Annotated in this window: 16 protein-coding genes and 1 riboswitch; of the genes, 6 read left to right on the forward strand and 10 right to left on the reverse strand. The window is 71.5% G+C overall.

Annotation, left to right across the window (positions count from 1 at the left end; genetic code table 11):
* Positions 1-144 precede the first annotated feature (144 nt).
* Positions 145-570 (reverse strand): YkvA family protein, encoded by a 426-nt coding sequence (locus HJG52_RS04920; RefSeq protein WP_240977170.1) that lies wholly within the window; start codon positions 568-570, stop codon positions 145-147.
* A 198-nt stretch (positions 571-768) separates the two neighbouring features.
* Positions 769-1,491: an EcsC family protein gene (locus tag HJG52_RS04925; RefSeq protein ID WP_171242383.1), complete on the reverse strand. Its 723-nt coding sequence runs from the start codon at positions 1,489-1,491 to the stop codon at positions 769-771.
* 95 nt (positions 1,492-1,586) lie between these two features.
* Here HJG52_RS04925 and HJG52_RS04930 point away from each other — a divergent pair, with 95 nt between their 5' ends.
* Both HJG52_RS04930 and HJG52_RS04935 read left to right on the forward strand, forming a co-directional pair.
* Positions 1,587-2,474, forward strand: coding sequence for a sulfurtransferase (locus HJG52_RS04930; RefSeq protein ID WP_171242384.1), 888 nt, complete (start codon positions 1,587-1,589; stop codon positions 2,472-2,474).
* 9 nt (positions 2,475-2,483) lie between these two features.
* Positions 2,484-2,966, forward strand: coding sequence for a SufE family protein (locus HJG52_RS04935; protein ID WP_171242385.1), 483 nt, complete (start codon positions 2,484-2,486; stop codon positions 2,964-2,966).
* Positions 2,967-3,042: 76 nt separating this feature from the next.
* On the opposite strand, the gene HJG52_RS04940 is transcribed toward HJG52_RS04935, so the two are convergent.
* Entirely contained in the window at positions 3,043-4,569 is a 1,527-nt protein-coding gene (locus HJG52_RS04940; protein ID WP_171242386.1) for a S8 family peptidase, read from the reverse strand.
* A gap of 234 nt (positions 4,570-4,803) precedes the next feature.
* On the opposite strand from HJG52_RS04940, the gene HJG52_RS04945 reads away from it, so the two are divergent.
* Positions 4,804-6,594 (forward strand): DNA polymerase, encoded by a 1,791-nt coding sequence (locus tag HJG52_RS04945; protein ID WP_171242387.1) that lies wholly within the window; start codon positions 4,804-4,806, stop codon positions 6,592-6,594.
* A 102-nt stretch (positions 6,595-6,696) separates the two neighbouring features.
* The gene (locus HJG52_RS04950; protein ID WP_171242388.1) at positions 6,697-7,494 is read left to right on the forward strand and encodes a DUF1206 domain-containing protein; all 798 of its coding nucleotides are present in this window, start codon (positions 6,697-6,699) and stop codon (positions 7,492-7,494) included.
* A gap of 96 nt (positions 7,495-7,590) precedes the next feature.
* On the opposite strand, the gene HJG52_RS04955 is transcribed toward HJG52_RS04950, so the two are convergent.
* The 5 genes from HJG52_RS04955 to HJG52_RS04975 form a co-directional block, all read right to left on the reverse strand.
* Positions 7,591-8,544 (reverse strand): PAC2 family protein, encoded by a 954-nt coding sequence (locus HJG52_RS04955; RefSeq protein WP_171242389.1) that lies wholly within the window; start codon positions 8,542-8,544, stop codon positions 7,591-7,593.
* Positions 8,545-8,723: 179 nt separating this feature from the next.
* A complete protein-coding gene (gene hrpA / locus HJG52_RS04960) occupies positions 8,724-12,707 on the reverse strand; it encodes an ATP-dependent RNA helicase HrpA (RefSeq protein WP_171242390.1) in 3,984 nt (1,327 codons plus the stop codon).
* Between the two features lie 110 nt (positions 12,708-12,817).
* On the reverse strand, positions 12,818-14,137 hold the full coding sequence (locus HJG52_RS04965) for a bifunctional o-acetylhomoserine/o-acetylserine sulfhydrylase (RefSeq protein WP_171242391.1): 1,320 nt from the start codon (positions 14,135-14,137) through the stop codon (positions 12,818-12,820).
* Between the two features lie 63 nt (positions 14,138-14,200).
* A riboswitch (SAM riboswitch) is annotated at positions 14,201-14,312 on the reverse strand.
* A gap of 47 nt (positions 14,313-14,359) precedes the next feature.
* On the reverse strand, positions 14,360-15,595 hold the full coding sequence (locus tag HJG52_RS04970) for a hypothetical protein (RefSeq protein WP_171242392.1): 1,236 nt from the start codon (positions 15,593-15,595) through the stop codon (positions 14,360-14,362).
* Positions 15,592-15,906 (reverse strand): hypothetical protein, encoded by a 315-nt coding sequence (locus tag HJG52_RS04975; RefSeq protein WP_171242393.1) that lies wholly within the window; start codon positions 15,904-15,906, stop codon positions 15,592-15,594. Before HJG52_RS04975 ends, HJG52_RS04970 begins: the two co-directional genes overlap by 4 nt.
* Before the next feature lie 197 nt (positions 15,907-16,103).
* Between HJG52_RS04975 and HJG52_RS21825 the strand changes: the two genes are divergently transcribed.
* Complete coding sequence (locus HJG52_RS21825; RefSeq protein ID WP_206069906.1) at positions 16,104-16,754, forward strand: transglycosylase family protein; 651 nt, start codon at positions 16,104-16,106, stop codon at positions 16,752-16,754.
* Between the two features lie 43 nt (positions 16,755-16,797).
* Positions 16,798-17,247 carry a nitroreductase family deazaflavin-dependent oxidoreductase gene (locus tag HJG52_RS04985; RefSeq protein WP_171242394.1) on the forward strand — a complete coding sequence of 150 codons (450 nt, stop codon included), beginning with the start codon at positions 16,798-16,800 and terminating at the stop codon, positions 17,245-17,247.
* Here the strand turns inward: HJG52_RS04985 and HJG52_RS04990 are convergent.
* Both HJG52_RS04990 and HJG52_RS04995 read right to left on the reverse strand, forming a co-directional pair.
* The gene (locus HJG52_RS04990; protein ID WP_346767573.1) at positions 17,233-17,712 is read right to left on the reverse strand and encodes a hypothetical protein; all 480 of its coding nucleotides are present in this window, start codon (positions 17,710-17,712) and stop codon (positions 17,233-17,235) included. The two genes, HJG52_RS04985 and HJG52_RS04990, sit on opposite strands and share 15 nt — an antisense overlap.
* Positions 17,705-18,070 carry a hypothetical protein gene (locus HJG52_RS04995; protein ID WP_171242395.1) on the reverse strand — a complete coding sequence of 122 codons (366 nt, stop codon included), beginning with the start codon at positions 18,068-18,070 and terminating at the stop codon, positions 17,705-17,707. The genes HJG52_RS04990 and HJG52_RS04995 overlap by 8 nt, the downstream gene beginning before the upstream one ends.
* Positions 18,071-18,169 lie beyond the last annotated feature (99 nt).

Raw genomic sequence — 18,169 nt, forward strand, 5'->3', positions numbered from 1 at the left:
CAGGGTCAGTTCTCGCGGGTGTGGACAACCCTCGCCGCACCCAGGCCCTGTGGACAGCGCCCGTGTGCCGCAACCACGCCCGGGACAACGACGACGCCCCGAGGGTCACCCCGAGGCGTCGCCCATGCACTGGTCGGAGACCGGCTAGCGGACGACCTTGCTGTAGACCGGCTCGTCGGTCGCCGCGCCCCAGGCCGACCGGGCCCCGCCCGAACGACCGGAGGGCGTCGCCCGCTCCCACGCGAGGAACGACTCGGTCTCGTTGATCACCGCGGCGGCGATCCACGACACCACGAACGCGTCGTCGGCGAGCCCGAACACCCCGAGCAGCGCCTCGGGCACGAAGTCCACCGGCGACACGACGTACGCCACGGCCGCGGCGATCAGGAACAGCCGGCCCTTCGTGGCGCCGTGGTACTCACCGGTGAAGGTCGCCCGGATGAGGCGGGGCACCGCGGCCAACCGGTCCTGCATGCTGGGCGACCCGGGTCGGGCGGCGGTGCGGATCGCGGAGGCCAGGGTGCGGAACATCCCCCACCGTGCTGCCTTGCCTGCTCGTGCTGCGGCCATGTCAATCACTCCTTGCTGCCCGGTGCGTCGGCTTCGGCGCTCACCTGCCGGGCGATGTGTCCAACGACCCGTTCCGACGCGGAAATCCCGTGTGGCGTTCCGTGTGTCTCGATTGTGACCCGAGCGTCGCGATCTCGCAGGTATGCCGCGTGGTCACCACGCGGCATACCCCACCCGTGGTGGCCACGGCCGCGACGCTCAGGCGGTCGCGGTGTTGCGCGGCGGGAACTCGCGCCGGGCCCCGTCGGCGATCCGCTTGAGCAGGTAGGAGTCGAGGCCCGCTCCGATGACGCCACCCACGACCGGGACGCCCTTGCCGAGGCGGGTGAGCGACTTGCGCCCGGCGATGGTGAGGAGCCGGAAGCCGACCGCCTTGTTGACCACCATGAGCGCCGGCCCGGGCAGCCGCTGAGCGGCCAGGTTGGCGAGGCGGCCGGTGGTGAAGACACCCGCCTTCTTGAGCAGGTCGTCCGCGTCCGCGCCCACGAGGGTGAGCAGGATGGCCGAGCGGATCTCGGGCTGCTTGATGTCGTAGCCGCGCAGCGACGCGATCGAGGCAACCATGCGGGTCGCGACGAGGTAGAACTCGAGCACGTTGACCGGGAGCGCGACGGGCATGGTGATGAACCCGCCGAGCCCGGTGACGAAGCCACCGGCCGCGGCCAGCTTGAGGTGGCTGCGGACGACCGCGTCGACGGCCTCGTCGGCGGACGGCTTCTCGGCCCGCTTGACGTCGGCGACCTTCTGCGCGGAGTCGAACGGGCCCTTGCCGTCGATGCCGGTGTCGAGCAGGTTCTCGATGAGACCGCTCACGGCCGCGGACATGCCCTTCTGGTCCTTGGCCGCGGCCGCCTGCTCGAGGGCCGAGGCCGGCACCTTGGTCTCCTTCTCGTCATCCTTGCCGAATCCGAGAAACCCCACGTCAGCACCCCTTTGGTGGTCGTTCGTCCTGGTTGTCCAGCCGTCGCCGTCATCCTGCCATGGAGACCCCCTCACGGCAGGAATAGCCTTGTGCCATGGCTTCTGACTTCACCCAGTACGCCCATCCCGACCGCCTCGTCAGCACCGACTGGCTCGCCGAGCAGATCGCCGCCGGCAAGGTCGGCACCGGCGCTGACGACTCCATCGCGCTGCTCGAGTCCGACGAGGACGTCCTCCTCTACGACACCGGCCACATCCCCGGCGCGCTCAAGCTCGACTGGCACCAGGACCTCAACGACCCGGTCATGCGCGACTACGTCGACGCCGAGCAGTTCGCCAAGGTCATGAGCGAGCGCGGGATCGGCCGCGACACGACCGTGGTGATCTACGGCGACAAGAACAACTGGTGGGCCGCCTACGCCCTGTGGGTGATGAGCCTGTTCGGCCACGAGGACGTGCGGCTGCTCGACGGCGGCCGGGCCAAGTGGGCCGCCGAGGGCCGTGAGCTCACCAAGGAGGTTCCGTCGGTCACCGCGCGAACCGGCGACGCGGCATACCCCGTCGTCGAGCGGGACGACGCACCGATCCGTGCGTTCAAGGACGACGTCCTGGCGCACCTGGGCGGGCCGCTCGTCGACGTCCGCTCCCCCGGCGAGTTCAGTGGCGAGCTGCTGCACATGCCGGACTACCCGCAGGAGGGCGCGATGCGCGGCGGGCACATCCCCGGCGCGAAGTCGGTGCCGTGGGCGCGGGCGGCCAACGAGGACGGCACGTTCAAGTCGCGCGACGAGCTCGAGGCGATCTACCTCACCGAGCAGGGGCTGGACCCGAAGGAGGCGACGGTCGCGTACTGCCGCATCGGCGAGCGCTCGTCGCACACGTGGTTCGTGCTGACGCACCTGCTGGGGTTCGACAACGTCCGCAACTACGACGGGTCCTGGACCGAGTGGGGCAACTCGGTGCGTGTGCCTGTCGAGAAGTAGGACGTCATCGTGAGTGACGAACCGCTGCCCGCGGCGTTGGCGGAGATCGCGGAGGACTTTGCGAACCTGCCTGTGCCGCAACGACTTGAGCTCCTGTTGGAGTTCAGCGAGGGGCTGCCGGAGCTGCCCGAGCGGTATGCCGGTCGGCTGGGTGAGATGGAGCAGGTGCACGAGTGCCAGTCGCCGCTGTTCCTCGTGGTCGAGGTCGGTGACGAAGGCCCGGACGGTGAGCCGGACGAGCGTCCCGCGGGTGAGCGTCCGGTGCACCTGTTCTTCTCGGCACCGCCGGAGGCGCCGACGACCCGCGGGTTCGCCGGGATCCTGCACGAGGGTCTCGACGGGCTCACCGTCGAGGAGGTGCTGGCGGTGCCGGACGACGCACCGTTCCGGTTCGCCCTGGGTGAGGCGGTGTCGCCGCTGCGGCTGCGCGGCATGGTCGGCATGCTGAGCCGGATCAAGCGGCAGACGGCGCTCAAGTCGCAGGCGGCCTGAGGCAACGCTGCGCCGACACGGCGGCGCCCCACCCGAAGCAGCTCGGGTGGGGCGCCGTGTCGTGCGGGTGTTGCGGTCAGCTCACGGCCTTGAGGGCGTCGATGATGCCGTCGCCGTAGTAGCTGTTGTTGCTGGGCGAGCCGACACACGGGGCACCGTTGGTGCGGCCCGGGGGTGCGGTCTCGGCCGGCTGGCAGGCGACGTCACGCGCGTCGGCCTTGAGCTTGGCCACCATCTGGGCCGGCGTCAGGTCCGGGTGAGCCGACTTCATCAGGGCGAGCACACCGGCGACGTGCGGGGACGCCATCGAGGTGCCGCTCTTGAGGCCGTAGCCGTTGCCCGCGACGATCGTCGACAGGATCGAGCGTCCCGGCGCCGCGACGTCGATGACCCCGAGGCCACGGTTGCTGAAGTAGGCCAGCTGCTCGGTCCGGGTCGTCGCCGAGGTGGTGACGACACCCGGCAGTTCGGTCGGGATGTCGTAGCACTCGTTGTTGATCACCCGCGGGATCGGCGTGGTGTCGTTCGGGCTCGAGTCGTTGGTCGTCTTGTTGGCCAGGTCATAGGCCGAGTTGCCGGCCGCGGCGGCGTGCACGACGCCCTGCTTGGTCGACCACTGCACGGCCCGGTTGACGGCCTCGAGGACCGCAGCCTGGTCGACCTGGTCGTTGCACCAGAACTCCATCGGGTCGACGTAGTAGCTGTTGTTGGTCACGTCCATGCCCTTGAGGCCGGCCCACATGAAGCCGCAGACGGCGTACTCGGGGTAGATGAAGCCGTCGTCGTTGACGACCTTGACCGAGGCCATGCGCACGTTCGGGGCGACACCGACGATGCCGGTGCCGTTACGCGCGGCGCCGATGGTGCCGGCCACGTGGGTGCCGTGGTCGGACGTCGTCGGGTACCAGCCGGTCGGCGACAGGTCGGGGCGGCCGGCGTTGGTGCAGTTGACCGAGTCGGCCACGTCGATGTTGGGCTGCAGGTCCGGGTGGTCCGGGTCGATGCCGCTGTCGAGGACGCCGACGACCACGTCACGGCTGCCGTCGGTGATCTGGTGCGCCTGGTCGGCCTTGATCTGCTGCATGTCCCACTGCTCGCCCTCGCGGGGGTCAGGGGTGACGGCCTGCTCGTCGGAGACGAGGTCGAGCCCGGTGCCGACCTTGGCCTTGGCCTTGGGCGCCGTCCGCGCGCCGGAGCGCCACGGGGTGGCGATGCCGTCGGGCGTGCCCTCGGAGACGGCGGCGGTGCGGGTGGCACCGATGGACTGGACCACGGAGCCGACCGCGGTCTTCATCTTCGCGCGGAAGGCGGCCCGGTCGGACTGGGCGACCACGACACCGATCTGTGGCCAGGACTGCACGACGACACCACCGGAGCGGGCGACGGCCTTCTCCACGGCGTTCACGGTGCCGGGGGTCGCCTTGGTGTTGATGACGTAGCTCATGAGGTAGCCGTCGGGGAACGCCATGGGCACCGGCGTCGACGGTGGCTCAGCGGCCGTGGTGGACGCACTGGCACCGGATGCCGTGGCGAGGGTGGCCGCGAGCATCGCACCCGACGCGATGAGGGCAAACCCTCGTCTGCGGATCGACGGTCGTTTCATCTGTTCCTCCTGTTGGGGATCGAGACGCCGTCACCCGGTCAGGCGACGGCGCCATCCCCCTACCCTTTCGAACCGGCAGGGGTCTTGGGGAGATGCGACCCCACGAATTTGCCCAATCCTGAACAACTCCCGTGCGTTTGCCCGTGATGGCGTCAAGGCATGAGGTATGCCGTGCACTCACCGCTGGATGGCTCGCGCACCGCTGTGGGCGGCGGGTGACACGATGGCGCTGCCATGTCGACAGCCTCGAACCCGGGTCCTCCCGGAACGCCCCCGCGCGCGGCCTTCGTCGTGGCAGCCACCGGTCGTGCTGCCTTCGTCGACGACTCCGGCGCGGAGCCGGTCGTGGGGCCGGCGTCGACCCTCCTCCCCCGGGTCCGTGCCGTCGCCGAGGCCACGGGAGACGACGCCACCGGCCGGACGCGGCTGGTCTGGTGGGCCGCCACGGTCGACGCCCGCGACCTCGTGGCCGACGGCATACCGGTCGCCCGGTGCTGGGACGTCGCCGAGGCACACCGCCTGCTGCACGGTGGCTGGGACGCCCGACCGGCGGTCGCCTGGGCGGCCGCACACGGCATACCCGTCGAGACCGTCCCCGAGGCGACGCGAGGTGACCTCTTCGACTTCTCGGCCACCGACGGACCGCCGCCCGGCGCGGTGGTGCGACCCGACGGGCACCTGGACCCCGGGGCCGGCGCGGCCGGCTGGGAGCCGGACGACGCCACCCTGGTGGCCTGGGCGCGTGCCGCGCTGGAGTGCGCTGCCCTGCAGGAGTCGCAGCTGCGTGCGCTCGGACCGCGGGCCGTCGCCGCCGCGCATTCGGAGTCGGCGGCGGCACTGCTGTGCGTGGAGCTCGCCCGCGACGGGCTGCCGATCGACCGGGCCGTGGCCGAGGACCTCATCGCCCGGGCCGCCGGGCCGCGACCCGCCGACCACGCCGACGCGCTGCGCATCCGCCGCGAGCGCGACCAGGTGGTGCTGCGTGAGGTGCCGGGGCGGGAGTCGACGGACCTGCGCAACCCCGGCCAGGTGCGCGGGCTGCTCGCCGCCGTCGGCATCGACGTGCCCAACACCCGCAAGTGGGTGCTGGAGCCGTTCCGCGACACCCACCGCGTGGTTCCGGCGCTGCTGGAGTGGCGCAAGGCCGAGCGCATCGCGACGACCTACGGCTATGGCTGGCTCGACGCGCACGTCGGTCCGGACGACCGGCTGCGCGGCGGGTGGACCGCCTGCGACGGCGCCGCCGGACGCATGACCGCGCAGAACGGGCTGCACAACCTGCCCATCGAGCTGCGCCCTGCCGTGGCCGCCCACCCGGGGCACGTCTTCGTCCGCGCCGACCTCGGGCAGATCGAGCCGCGGGTGCTCGCGGTGGTGTCCGGGGACCCGGCGTTCGCGGCCGCGACCCGGGCGGCGGACCTCTACGCCCCGGTCGCCGAGCGGCTCGGGGTCGAGCGGGCGGTCGCCAAGGTGGCCGTGCTCGCCGCGATGTACGGCCAGCGCAGCGGCGCCGCCGGTGAGGCCCTCAAGGGGCTCGAACGCGCCTACCCGGTCGCGATGCGACTGCTCGACGACGCGTATGCCGCGGGCGTGCGCCGCGAGCCCTTGCGCACCTTCGGCGGGCGGCTGATCCGGCTCGACGCCATGCTCGTGAGTGAAGCGGCGGGGTCAGGCGCCGACGGCAGCGCCGGCGCAGGCGGGTCGGAGGCGCCGGCCAGCACCGCGGCATACGACTCCGCTCGCGGGCGATTCGCGCGCAACGCGATCATCCAGGGGTCGGCGGCCGAGCTCTTCAAGGCGTGGGCGGCCACGGTCCGCGCGACGACCCGCGACCTCGGCGCGCAGATCGTGCTGTGCCTGCACGACGAGCTGCTCGTGCACGTGCCCGCCGAGCACGCCGAGGAGGCCAGCGCCCGGGTGGAGCGCGCCCTCGTCGACAGCGCCCGCCGCTGGGCCGGGTCGAGCCAGGTGCGGTTCGTCGCCGACACCTCGGTCATCGAGCGGTGGTCCCAGGCCAAGGACTGACTGCGTTCCTGAGGTCGCCTGCCGGCCGACGCGCTCCCCTGACCTGCACTGATACGCCTCCCGCCGGAGCCGGGAGACGTCGGGATCTGGTTGGGTAGGGGCATGGACAGCACCGACGTGAAGGGCGCCGCAGACCGCGCGTCCGACCATCCGGCCCTCACCGCCGCAGCCCGGGCGGGCTACGCGGTCAGTGGCCTCATCCACCTGCTCATCGGCTGGATCGCACTGCAGGTCGCCCTCGGCGGCGGCGGCAAGAACGCCGACCAGAGCGGCGCCCTGTCGACCCTCGCCGGCAACCCGCTGGGCAAGGCCCTGCTGTGGGTGGCCGTGATCGGCTTCCTCGCGCTGGCGATCGTGCAGCTCGCCGAGGCGCTCCTCGCCTCCGGCGAGGGCAAGGACCTGTGGAAGGACCGCGGCAAGGCGGTCGGGCAGATGGTGCTCTACCTGGCGCTGGCGTCGTCGGCCCTGACGTTCGCGCGCGGAGGGTCGAAGAACAGCAGGTCGCAGTCGCAGGACTTCACCGCCTCGCTGCTCGACAAGCCCGGCGGCCGGCTGCTCGTCATCGTCATCGGGCTCGCGGTCCTCGCGGCCGGTGGCTACCACGTCTACAAGGGCTGGAGCGAGAAGTTCCTCGAGGACCTCGAGTCACACCCCGGGCGCGCCGCCACCGTGCTGGGGCGGGTCGGGTTCATCGCCAAGGGGCTCGTGCTCGCCATCGTCGGCGTGCTGTTCGTCGCGGCCGGCCTGCACCGGCGCGCAGCCGAGGCCAGCGGCATGGACGGCGCGCTGAAGTCGTTGCGGGAGCAGCCGTTCGGCACCATCCTGCTCATCCTCATCGCCGCCGGACTCGTGGCGTTCGGGCTCTATTGCTTCGCCCGCGCCAAGCATGCGAAGGTCTGAACCGACGCCCACCGCGTCCACGAACCCCCCCGTAGAGAGCGAGGCCCCCGGCAGCTGCCGGGGGCCTCGTGGGTGTCTGACGTGGTGCGCCGTCGGTCAGGCGCGGGGGTGGTCGCCCTCGCCGTTGCCGGCCGGACCGTCGGACTCGTCGTCGATGTCGCGCAGGAACGCCTCGAACTCGGCCCCGATCTCGTCGGCCGACGGCAGCTCGCTGACATCCGTGGCCAGCAGGCTCGGCCGCTCGCGACCCTCGAGGTAGGTGTCGTACTGGCGCTCGAGCGCCGCGATCACCTGTGCGACCTCCTCGGACCCCTCGACCTCGCGGGCGATCTCGGCGCGGTTGAGACCGGCCTGCGCCACGAGGTCGTCGATCGGCAGGTTGAGCCCGGTGGCACCCGTGATCGCGTTGATCGCAGTGACGGCGCCGTCGGCGAACTCGGACTGGGCCAGGTAGTGCGGCACGTGCACCGCGAAGCCCAGCGCGTCGCGGCCCGACTCCCCCAACCTCAGCTCGATCAGCGACGACAGGCTCGCGGGCACCTCGACCCGGCCGAAGGGGTTCTCCTGGGCGGGGATGAGGCGCGGGTCGGTGGCGTGGGCGGTCATCCCGATGGGCCGGGTGTGGGGCACCGCCATGGGGATGCCGTGGGCGCTCACGACGAGGTCGACCCCGAGGAGGGTGACCAGCTGGCGCACCGCCTCGGCCATCCGCTCCCACTGGAAGTCCGGCTCCGGACCGGTCAGCAGCAGGTAGGGCGTGCCGTCGCGGTCGACGAGCCGGTGCAGCGCGAGGTAGGGGTCGTCGTAGCTGATCCACCGGTTGTGGTCGAAGACCATCATCGGGCGGCGGCTGCGGTAGTCGAGCAGCTGGTCCACGTCGAAGGACGCGACCACGGTGGACTCGGCGTTCGCGAGGAGGTGCTCGGTCAGGAGCCGCTGGGTGTGCCCGGCGTCCATGAACCCGCCCAGGGCGAGCAGCATGACCGAGGCCCGCAGCTGCTGCGGGTCGGTGTCGGTCTCGAAGTGGTACAGCTCGGACGGGTTCTGCACGGTGGCTCCAGCGGTGAGGTCCTGGTGTCGTTCTCTGGTGCCAACGCCCCAGGGCCGCCGGGGATTCCTCCCACCCCACCTCAGCTTTTCCGCGTCATGCGGGAACTGTGAGGTTCGCACGGTCTACTAGTGCGAGTGAAGATCCACTTTTGCGCATGACGCGGAAAAGCTGTGACCGGTCAGGGGGTCAGGGTGGCGATGGCAGTGCGGATCCGCTTCTCCGAGACGGGGTATGCCGTGCCGAGCGCGTTGGCGAACAGGCTCACCCGCAGCTCCTCCACCATCCAGCCGACGTCGCGGACCGGCGTCGAGCGGCGGTCGAGGGGCGACAGGGAGTCGAGCAGGTCGGCATACGCGACCTCGACCCGGTCGACGACCTCCTGGTTGGCGGCGTCGCGCGCCAGCGACGCGGGTGAGGACGGAGCCTTCTCGAGGCGCTGGGCCATCGCCCTCACGTAGCGGCGCAGCGACAGCAGGTGGCCCATCCCCGTGTCGGCGACGAAGCCCGGGTAGACGAGGCTGTCGAGCTGGGCCCGGACGTCGGCGACCAGGGCCGCAGCGGCCGGTGCGGTGAGCCGGTCGAGGAGCCCGCGTACCTCGCGCGCAGTGGCGAGGACCGGTTCGACCTCGTCGACCACCTGCAGGACGCGTGCGGCGGCGTGCGTGCGCACCGCGGCGAGCACTTCGTCGAAGGCCGCCTCGTCACGCACCTGCTGCACCTGCGCCCCACCGTTGCCGCCGGTCCGCTCGGCGACGATGCTGTCGACCGCTGCCGCGAGGCAGTCCTGCAGGAGTGCCGGGACGGACCCGTGCGGGTTGTCGGCGAGAGTGAGCTTCTGGTCGTTGCTGAGCCGGGCGAGGACCCGTTTCCACGGTGGCGTGGTGTTGAGGAGCAGCAGACGGCGTATGCCGCGGGCGGTCGCCGCGTCGGCGGCGCGCCGCGACGGGAGGACGACCAGGTCGACCGTCTCGCCACGGTCGACCAGCGCCGGGAAACCGTGCACCGCCTGCCCACCGGAGGTGGTCTCGAAGGTCTGGGGCAGCGTGCCAAAGTCCCACTGGCGCAGGCCTTTTCGCTCGATCGCCGCACCGGCACGGGACATCCGCCGCTGCACCTGACCCGCCAGCTGGTCCTGGAGGGCCTGCAGGTCCTTGCCGGCCCCGAGGACCCTGCCGCTGCCATCCTCCACGCTGAAGGTGATGCGCAGGTGGTCCGGCACGGAGTCGGGTCGCCACGCGTGGTCGGCGACGCGCACACCGGTGCGGGCGTGCAGCACGCGACCCAGCTCGGCCGCCAGCGAACGACCGCCGCCGGGCTGGACGTCGGCGAGGGCCCGGGCGGCGTGGTCGGGTGCGGGCACGAAGCTGCGCCGAACGTCCTTGGGCAGCGCGCGAATCAGTCCGGTGACGAGGTCGAGTCGCAGTCCGGGCACCTGCCAGTCGAAGCCCTCGTCGCGGACCTGGTTGAGCACCTGCACCGGGATGTGGACGGTGACACCGTCGGCCGCGGACCCCGGCTCGAACTGGTACGTGACCGGCAGCTCCAGACCACCTTGCACCCACACCGGAGGGTAGTCGCGGGTGGAGACGTCGACCGCGTCATCGCGGGTGAGCAGGTCCTCGGTGAAGGTCAGCAGGTCCGGCGTCTGTCGCCGCGCCTTCTTCCACCACGAGTCGAAGTGGCGCTGCGACACGACGTCGGACGGGATGCGGGCGTCGTAGAACGCCACGAGGTCCTCGTCGTCGACGACGATGTCGCGGCGTCGTGCGCGCTCCTCCAGCTCGGAAAGCCGTTGCAGGAGAGCGGTGTTCGCACGGAAGAAGTCGTGGTGCGTGTCCCAGTCGCCCTCGACGAGGGCGTGCCGGATGAACAGGTCGCGCGCCTCCTCGGGGTTGACCTTGCCGTAGCCGACGGTGCGCGCCGCGACGAGTGGCACGCCGTAGAGGGTCACGCGCTCGGTGGCGACGACGGCTCCGCGTTTGCGTGACCACCGCGGCTCGGAGTACTGCCGCTTGACGAGGTGGGGCGCGAGCCGCTCCGCCCAGACCGGGTCGATCCGCGCGTTGGTGCGCGCCCACAGCCGGGTCGTCTCGACCAGCTCGGCCGCCATGACGAACGCTGGCTGGCGCCGGAAGAGCGTGGAACCCGGTGAGATGCCGAAGCGAGCCCCCCGCGCACCGAGGTAGTCGCGCTTGGCCTCGTCGCGGGCACCGATGTGGGACAGCAGACCGGCGAGCAACGCCTGGTGCACGACATCGGCGTTGGCCGGTTCGCCCTTGGCCGAGGTCGCCGCCTTCGTGTCGATGCCGACGTCCTGACATGCGCGGCGCAGCTGCGCGTGCAGGTCCTGCCACTCGCGCACGCGCAGGTAGTGGAGGAACTCGCGCTTGCACATCCGCCGGAACGCGCTGTGCGACAACGCTTTTTGCTGTTCCTTGAGGTATTCCCACAGGTTGAGCAGCCCGATGAAGTCGGAGTACTCGTCGCGGAACCGCGCATGCGCCTGGTCAGCCTGCGTCTGCTGGTCGGCCGGACGCTCCCGCGGGTCCTGGATCGACAGGGCGGCGACGATCACGAGCACCTCACGGGTGCACCCCAGCTTGTCCGCCTCGATGAGCATCCGCCCCAGGCGCGGGTCGACCGGCAGCCGCGCGAGGGTGCGCCCGTATGCCGTGAGCCGTCGTTCGCGCCCACGCCCACCACCGCGCGGGGTGCCCTCGTCTGCGGGCGGTGACTCTGCGGCATACCCGCTGGCAAAGGCCTGGAGCTCCTCGAGGAGGCGCGCCCCGTCGGCGATCTGGCGCGCGTCGGGCGGGTCGACGAACGGGAACCGCGCGATGTCGCCGAGCCCGAGCGAGGTCATCTGGAGGATGACCGAGGCGAGGCTGGTGCGCAGGATCTCCGGCTCGGTGAACTCCGGCCGGGCGTCGTAGTCGTCCTGCGAGTAGAGGCGGATCGCGATGCCGTCGGCGGTGCGGCCGCTGCGGCCGGAGCGCTGGTTGGCACTCGCCTGCGAGATGGGCTCGATGGGCAGGCGCTGCACCTTGGTGCGCTGGCTGTACCGCGAGATGCGCGCCGTGCCGGCGTCGACGACGTAGCGGATGCCCGGGACCGTCAAGGAGGTCTCGGCCACGTTGGTGGCCAACACGATTCGCCTGCCGTGGTGCGGCCGGAAGACCCGGTGCTGCTCGGCCGCGGAGAGCCGCGCGAAGAGCGGGACCACCTCGGTCTGCGGGAGGTTCAGCCCTTCGAGGGCGTCCTGGGTGTCACGGATCTCCCGCTCACCGGAGAGGAACACGAGGATGTCCTGCGGTCCCCCGTCACCGCGGCTCTCGGTCCACAGCTCCTCGACGGCCTCGACGATGCCGGTGACCTGGTCGCGCTCCTCCGCGTCGGGTCGGTCGGGGTCGACGAGGGGGCGGTAGCGGATCTCGACCGGGTAGGTGCGGCCGGACACCTCGACGATGGGCGCCGGCTCTCCGGTCGCCGGGTTCGCGAAGTGCCGGGCGAACCGCTCGGGGTCGATGGTGGCCGAGGTGATGACGACCTTGAGGTCGGGGCGCCTGGGCAGGAGCTGCTTGAGGTAGCCGAGGATGAAGTCGATGTTGAGCGACCGCTCGTGCGCCTCGTCGATGATGATCGTGTCGTACTTGCGCAGCATCCGGTCGCGCTGCATCTCGTTGAGCAGGATGCCGTCGGTCATCACCTTGACGAGCGTGTCGTCGTTCGAGGTGTCGGTGAACCGCACCTGGTAGCCGACGGCGCCACCGAGCTCGACCTCGAGCTCCTCGGCGATGCGCTCGGCCACCGAACGGGCAGCGATCCGCCGCGGCTGGGTGTGCCCGATGAGGCCGTCCCGGCCGCGCCCCACCTCCAGGGCGATCTTGGGCAGCTGGGTGGTCTTGCCCGATCCGGTCTCGCCCGCGACGACCACGACCTGGTGGTCGCGGATCGCCGCGGCGATGTCGTCCTTGCGCGCGACGACCGGCAGCTCCGGCGGGTAGTTCAGCTCCGGGACGGGGACCTGCGCGCGCCGCGCCCGGCGCGCCTGCCACTGGGCCTCGTCACGGCGCTCCTTGCCCTGCCGCGGGCTCCGGCGCCGGGGCCCGGAGCGCTTCCGGTTCCGGGCAGCACGAGGCTGCGGGGAATCGTCGGCGGGCATGCCGTCCAGCCTACGTGCTCCGTGCAACTGGTTTGGGGGCGTGGGAGCGACCCCCGATCACGCCCACGCCCCGCATCCCGTCGGTCCCGGTGCCGCACCAGCGCTCCCGCTCAGGCGCCCTTGGCTGCGGTGAAGCCCTGCTCGAGGTCGGCGATGATGTCCTCGACGTTCTCGATGCCGACCGCCAGGCGCACCAGTCCGGGCGTCACGCCGGCCGCCAGCCGGTCCTCGTCGGGCCCCTGCGAGTGGGTCGTCGATGCCGGGTGGATCACGAGCGACTTCGTGTCGCCGATGTTCGCCAGGTGGCTGTGCAGTGTCAGCGCCTCGACGAACCGCTTGCCCGCCTCGACGCCGCCCTTGATCTCGAACGAGATCACCGCGCCCGCACCGGCCGGCGTGTACTTCTGCGCCAGCGCGTAGTTGGGGTCGTCCGGCAGCGACGCCCAGCGGACCGACTCGACGCCGTCGTGTCCCTCGAGGTAGTCGGCGACCGCACGGGTGTTGGCGAGGTGGCGCTCGATCCGCAGGCTGAGCGTCTCGATGCCCTGCCCGATGAGGAACGCGTTGAAGGGCGAGATCGCCGGGCCGAGATCGCGCAGCAGCTGCACCCGCGCCTTGAGGATGTAGGCCAGGTTCGCGCCCAGGGGGCTGCCGACGCCGAGGTCACGGGCGTAGACCAGACCGTGGTAGCTGTCGTCCGGGGTGTTGAAGCCGGGGAACCGCTCCTGGTCCTTGCCGAAGTCGAACGTGCCCGCGTCGACGATCACGCCGGCGATCGAGTTTCCGTGTCCCCCAAGGTATTTCGTCGCGGCATGCACGACGATGTCAGCGCCGTGCTCAATCGGCCGCAGCACGAACGGGGTGGCGATCGTGTTGTCCACGACGAGCGGCACCCCGACCTCGTGCGCGAGTGCCGCGACGTTCTCGATGTCGAGGATGTCGGACTTCGGGTTGGCGATCGTCTCGCCGAAGAACGCCTTGGTGTTCGGTCGAACCGCGGCCCGCCACGACTCGAGGTCCGACGGGTCCTCGACGAAGCTCACCTCGATGCCGAGCTTGGGCAGGGTGAACTTGAAGAGGTTGAACGTGCCGCCGTAGAGCGCGGGGCTCGCGACGACGTGGTCCCCGGCCTCGGCGAGGTTGATGATCGCGAGGAACGTCGCGGACATCCCCGACGACACGAGCAGCGCACCCACACCGCCCTCGAGGGAGGCGATCCGCTGCTCCACCGCATCCTGGGTGGGGTTCATGATGCGGGTGTAGATGTTGCCGAACTCCTTGAGCGCGAACAGGTTTGCCGCGTTCTCGGTGTCCTTGAAGACGTACGACGTCGTCTGGAAGATCGGCAGGGCGCGCGCCCCGGTCGTCGGGTCGGGCTGCGCCCCGGCGTGGATCTGACGGGTCTCGAAGGACCAGTTGGGTGTGCTCATCGGTCGACCATCCCTTTCGTATGCCGCGTGGGCGGCTCACCTGGGCGGGGTCACCACGGTGTGGTCCCGCGCTTGCGGACGACGGCGTCGTCCGCCAGGTCCTCACCCGGGGCACCCCACCGCGGAGGAGGGTTGCCGGCCAGCGAGCCGGGGCTTGGCGCTGGCACTCATGACCTGCGGTCAGGTTACGCCGTCAGGTCCGGCGGTTGGGACTGCCGTCTCTCATCGCGGACCGTCGGAACCGTTCGAGGGACGTAGGGCCTCCGCTGCCGGTCGCAGGTCGACAGCCGACGTGGCCTGCGGCTGGCCCTCTGCGGCAGCGGCCTGGGCCAACGACAGCACGTCCTCGCCCCGGTCACCTGCGAGCTTGGCCGTGGAGCCGACGACGAACATCCGGGGCGAGGTGCCCGGTGTGCGGGTGACGGCGTGCAGGTCGTCGACCCACGTGCGCCGGCTCGCGACGATCCCTGCCACTGCTGGCGCCTCGGCCCGCCCGACGCCTCCGGCTGCCGAGCCCGCCACGCCCGGCACGCGCCGGTTGCCGGGCAGCTTCGTGAACGTCTTCCTCACCTCGGCGGCCGTGGCGATCCTCAGCCGACCGGCAGTCGTGAGCCGCAGGTCCCGCTTGGCCGCACGGGTGGTGGCGCTGGAGATGCGGGCGGCGTTCGTGAGCCGGCCGCCCTCCTTGAGGATGAGGCCGCCCCTTCCGGTGGCGTTGAACGCTGTGGTGGTGCCGATGGCGCGCCACGAACCGTCTCCGTAGGCGATCTTGACCGTGGCGCTGGCGGCGAACTGCACTGCGGAGGCAACGCCTCCGGCCACCCGTGCGTACTGCCCGTAGACCGGGATCGTCGGGGGCACGAGGCCAGCCATGGCGGCGACCCCGCCGGCGAAGTCACCGATCCCGGTGAGGGCGTTGTAGGTGCGCGAGTCGCCCAGCCCGTCCTGCGCCAGCTGTTCGAGCACCCGGCCGCAGCCGCGGTCGGCCGCGTCGTAGCGGTCGCGGGCGGCTGCATGCCGGGCGGCAGCACGTTCCATCCGCTCGTGCTCCTGCACCATCGCGGCCCGGTTGTACGCGACGCGGGCCGCGTCGCCCGACTCCTGCGCCCCCACCATGGCCTCCTGGTACCGCAGAAAGCACTCCCACGCCGCGTCGTTGACCTGCTGCGCCCAGCGCACCTCCGCCTGGCACTCCTCGAGCACGTCGGCGAGGGCGCCGACGGCAACGGCCGCCACGGCATACCGGCGGGCCACCCGCTCCAGGATGCTCGTCGCCCCACCGCACTCCGCCGCGAAGGCTCGGCCGGCGGGGCTCTCCCACGTGGTCAGCGACGAGTCGGCGAGCCCACGCAAGGAGCCGGCGAGAGAGGTGAGCCAATCGCCTTGCCCGGCAAGGGTCCTCGCGAGGTCGCGCGCCGTGCCGCCATCCCCAGTCTGCGGTGCGAGGAACGGCTTCACGGGCCACCGCCGGAGTCCGGTGCGCCCTGCAACCGGCTGACCTCGACCACCAGCCCCTCGTCGAGCTCGGCGTAGGCCGTGCCTGCCAGCCGCAGCCGCTGCCCGAGTGACGCGAGCTCGCGCTCCAGCACGAGCCGTTGGTGCTCGAAGTCGCCGAGCAGCGTGCCCAGCGCCGGCTGGGACCGGCCGTCGCCCAGCGACCACCCCAGCGCCCGACCCTGCGCGGCCGTCGCCGCCACGTCGTCGGCCACCGCGTCGAGGCTGGTGGCCAGCGCGTCCAGGGCTTCGGGCGAGACCACGATCCGAGTCATGGATCCAAGGCTAGGCAGGTTCGCCGCACGGCCTGCCGCGTTGTCCACAGGCCACGGCCGGGCACAGCCACCACCAGCCGGGGCCCGCAGACGGTGCCCGCAGACGGGGACTGCTCCCCATCGACGTCGAGCGCGCGCCCATCTAGCGTCGAGCCAAGTCCACATCCGAACACCGTTGTCCCACAGGGGGATTCATCATGCGCACCGTCAACCTTCCACGCACCCGCCGCGGCCGGGTCGTCGCTGCGAGCCTGCTCGGGTTCGCGCTCACGTCCGGCGTCGCCGTGGCGGCGGACGCGGCCACCGGCACCGTCCACACGGCCAGCGCATCGTTGTCGGTGCGCTCCGGCCCCGGGACCGGCTATGCCAAGGTCGGCACGCTGCGCAAGGGCGCGAAGGTCGACATCGTCTGCCAGACCTACGGCGGCCGGGTCGACGGCACCTACGGCTCGTCCCGCGTCTGGAACAAGATCGGCGCCGGTCGGTGGATCTCCGACGCGTACACCTACACCGGCTCCGACGGGTTCGTCGCACCTCGCTGTGGCAGCGGCGACGGGCCGTCCGACCCGGCCCCCACCGGTTCCTACCCGAAGGTCTGGGACCGGGTCGCCCAATGCGAGAGCACGGGCCGCTGGCACATCAACACGGGCAACGGCTACTACGGCGGCCTGCAGTTCAGCGCCTCGACGTGGCGCGCGTTCGGCGGCGGCAAGTACGCGGCATACGCCCACCAGGCGACCAAGCTGGAGCAGGTGCGCATCGCGCAGAAGGTGCTGCGCGCACAAGGCCCCGGCGCCTGGCCGCACTGCAGCAGGGTCGCCGGACTGACCCGCGCCAACGGCCTCTAGGCCCGGGTGGAAGGCACGCGGCGTTCGTGGTGTTGTGGCTGACATGACCATCACAGGCGAGTACGTCCCCAGCCCCACCGAGTGGGTCCGCAAGCAGGTCGAGACGATCGAGCAGACTGGCACCACCGACTCCGTGCAGATCATGGACCGGCCGGTCGTGCTGCTCACGATGCTCGGGGTGTCGGGCAAGGTGCGCAAGGTGCCGCTCATGCGGGTCGAGCACGACGGTGTGTATGCCGCGGTGGCGAGCAAGGGTGGCGCCCCCGAGAACCCGAAGTGGTACGCCAACGTCGTGAAGAACCCGGTCCTCGACCTCCAGGACGGCCGTCGCGTGTCGACGGTGCGGGCGCGTCAGCTCGAGGGCGCCGAGCGGGAGGAGTGGTGGGAGCGCTGCGTCGCGGCGTACCCGCCGTACGCGGAGTACCAGACCAAGACCGACCGGCAGATCCCGGTGTTCGTGCTCGAGCCCGTCGAGGGGTCAGGCAGCGACTGAGCGGCCGCCTGCCGCCGTGTCACCGTCGCCGTCGTGCGGGCTTCGGCCCGTGCGACGCAGCCACAGCAGGCCCAGCACCGGCAGCACCAAGGGCACGTAGCCGTACCCGGAACCGAAGTGCGACCAGACCGTCTTGTCCGGAAAGGCTTGCGGCGCAAGGTAGGACGCGAGCCCGACCACGAGGACCCCGACGAGCTCGACACTGATCGCCGCGAGCGCCACGCGGCGGGACGTGCGGTCGCCGCGGGCCAGGGCGACCGTGGCGACGAGGTAGATGACGGCCGCGACCGCCGACAGGACGTAGGCCAGCGGCGCCCGGTCGAAGTACTCGGTGATCTGGAGCACCGAACGCCCGGTCGCGGCCAGCGCCAACAGCCCGTAGAGCGCCACGAGCACCACGCCCGGCCCCGAACGGGTCGAGCGGGTCGGCTGCTCCCCCGGCCGGCCGGGTGCGCGGTCAGCCACCGAGGTTCCAGATCTGCTGGAGGCGCGCGGTCATGACCGCGATGCCGAACGCGCCGACGACCACCACGCCCATCGCCCAGCGCGTCTTCTCCTTGAGGGCCAGGAAGATGGCCGCGGGCAGGACGAACGGCAACGTCACCGCGTATGCCGTGAACGTCGCCTGCTCGCTGCTGCCACCGGCGACGTCACCCAGGTGGACCAGAGCCACCACGAGCTGGACGAGCAGACCGAGCTCGACCACGACCCCGACGAGCAGGAGGCGGTCGTCCACGAGCCGCGAGCGCGCGGCATACCACCCGGACAGGCCCATGAGCGCGAGTGCCGCGACGAACACGACGACGGTGAGCGGGTAGAACACGGCGCGAGCCTACGCGAGCAGTCGCGGGGCCCCGGCCGCGGTCGGGCCCTGGTGGGGGGTGCTCGTCAGGCGTGCTCGTCAGGCGTGCTCGTCAGGCGT

This window comes from Knoellia koreensis (assembly GCF_013041615.1).
Lineage (GTDB): Bacteria > Actinomycetota > Actinomycetes > Actinomycetales > Dermatophilaceae > Pedococcus > Pedococcus koreensis.

Coding starts and splice junctions, on each gene's coding strand:
- HJG52_RS04920 (WP_240977170.1), bottom strand. CDS start 570: ATGGCCGCAGCACGAGCAGGCAAGGCAGCACGGTGGGGGATGTTCCGC.
- HJG52_RS04930 (WP_171242384.1), top strand. CDS start 1,587: ATGGCTTCTGACTTCACCCAGTACGCCCATCCCGACCGCCTCGTCAGC.
- HJG52_RS04940 (WP_171242386.1), bottom strand. CDS start 4,569: ATGAAACGACCGTCGATCCGCAGACGAGGGTTTGCCCTCATCGCGTCG.
- HJG52_RS04945 (WP_171242387.1), top strand. CDS start 4,804: ATGTCGACAGCCTCGAACCCGGGTCCTCCCGGAACGCCCCCGCGCGCG.
- HJG52_RS04950 (WP_171242388.1), top strand. CDS start 6,697: ATGGACAGCACCGACGTGAAGGGCGCCGCAGACCGCGCGTCCGACCAT.
- hrpA (WP_171242390.1), bottom strand. CDS start 12,707: ATGCCCGCCGACGATTCCCCGCAGCCTCGTGCTGCCCGGAACCGGAAG.
- HJG52_RS04965 (WP_171242391.1), bottom strand. CDS start 14,137: ATGAGCACACCCAACTGGTCCTTCGAGACCCGTCAGATCCACGCCGGG.
- HJG52_RS04975 (WP_171242393.1), bottom strand. CDS start 15,906: ATGACTCGGATCGTGGTCTCGCCCGAAGCCCTGGACGCGCTGGCCACC.
- HJG52_RS21825 (WP_206069906.1), top strand. CDS start 16,104: ATGCGCACCGTCAACCTTCCACGCACCCGCCGCGGCCGGGTCGTCGCT.
- HJG52_RS04985 (WP_171242394.1), top strand. CDS start 16,798: ATGACCATCACAGGCGAGTACGTCCCCAGCCCCACCGAGTGGGTCCGC.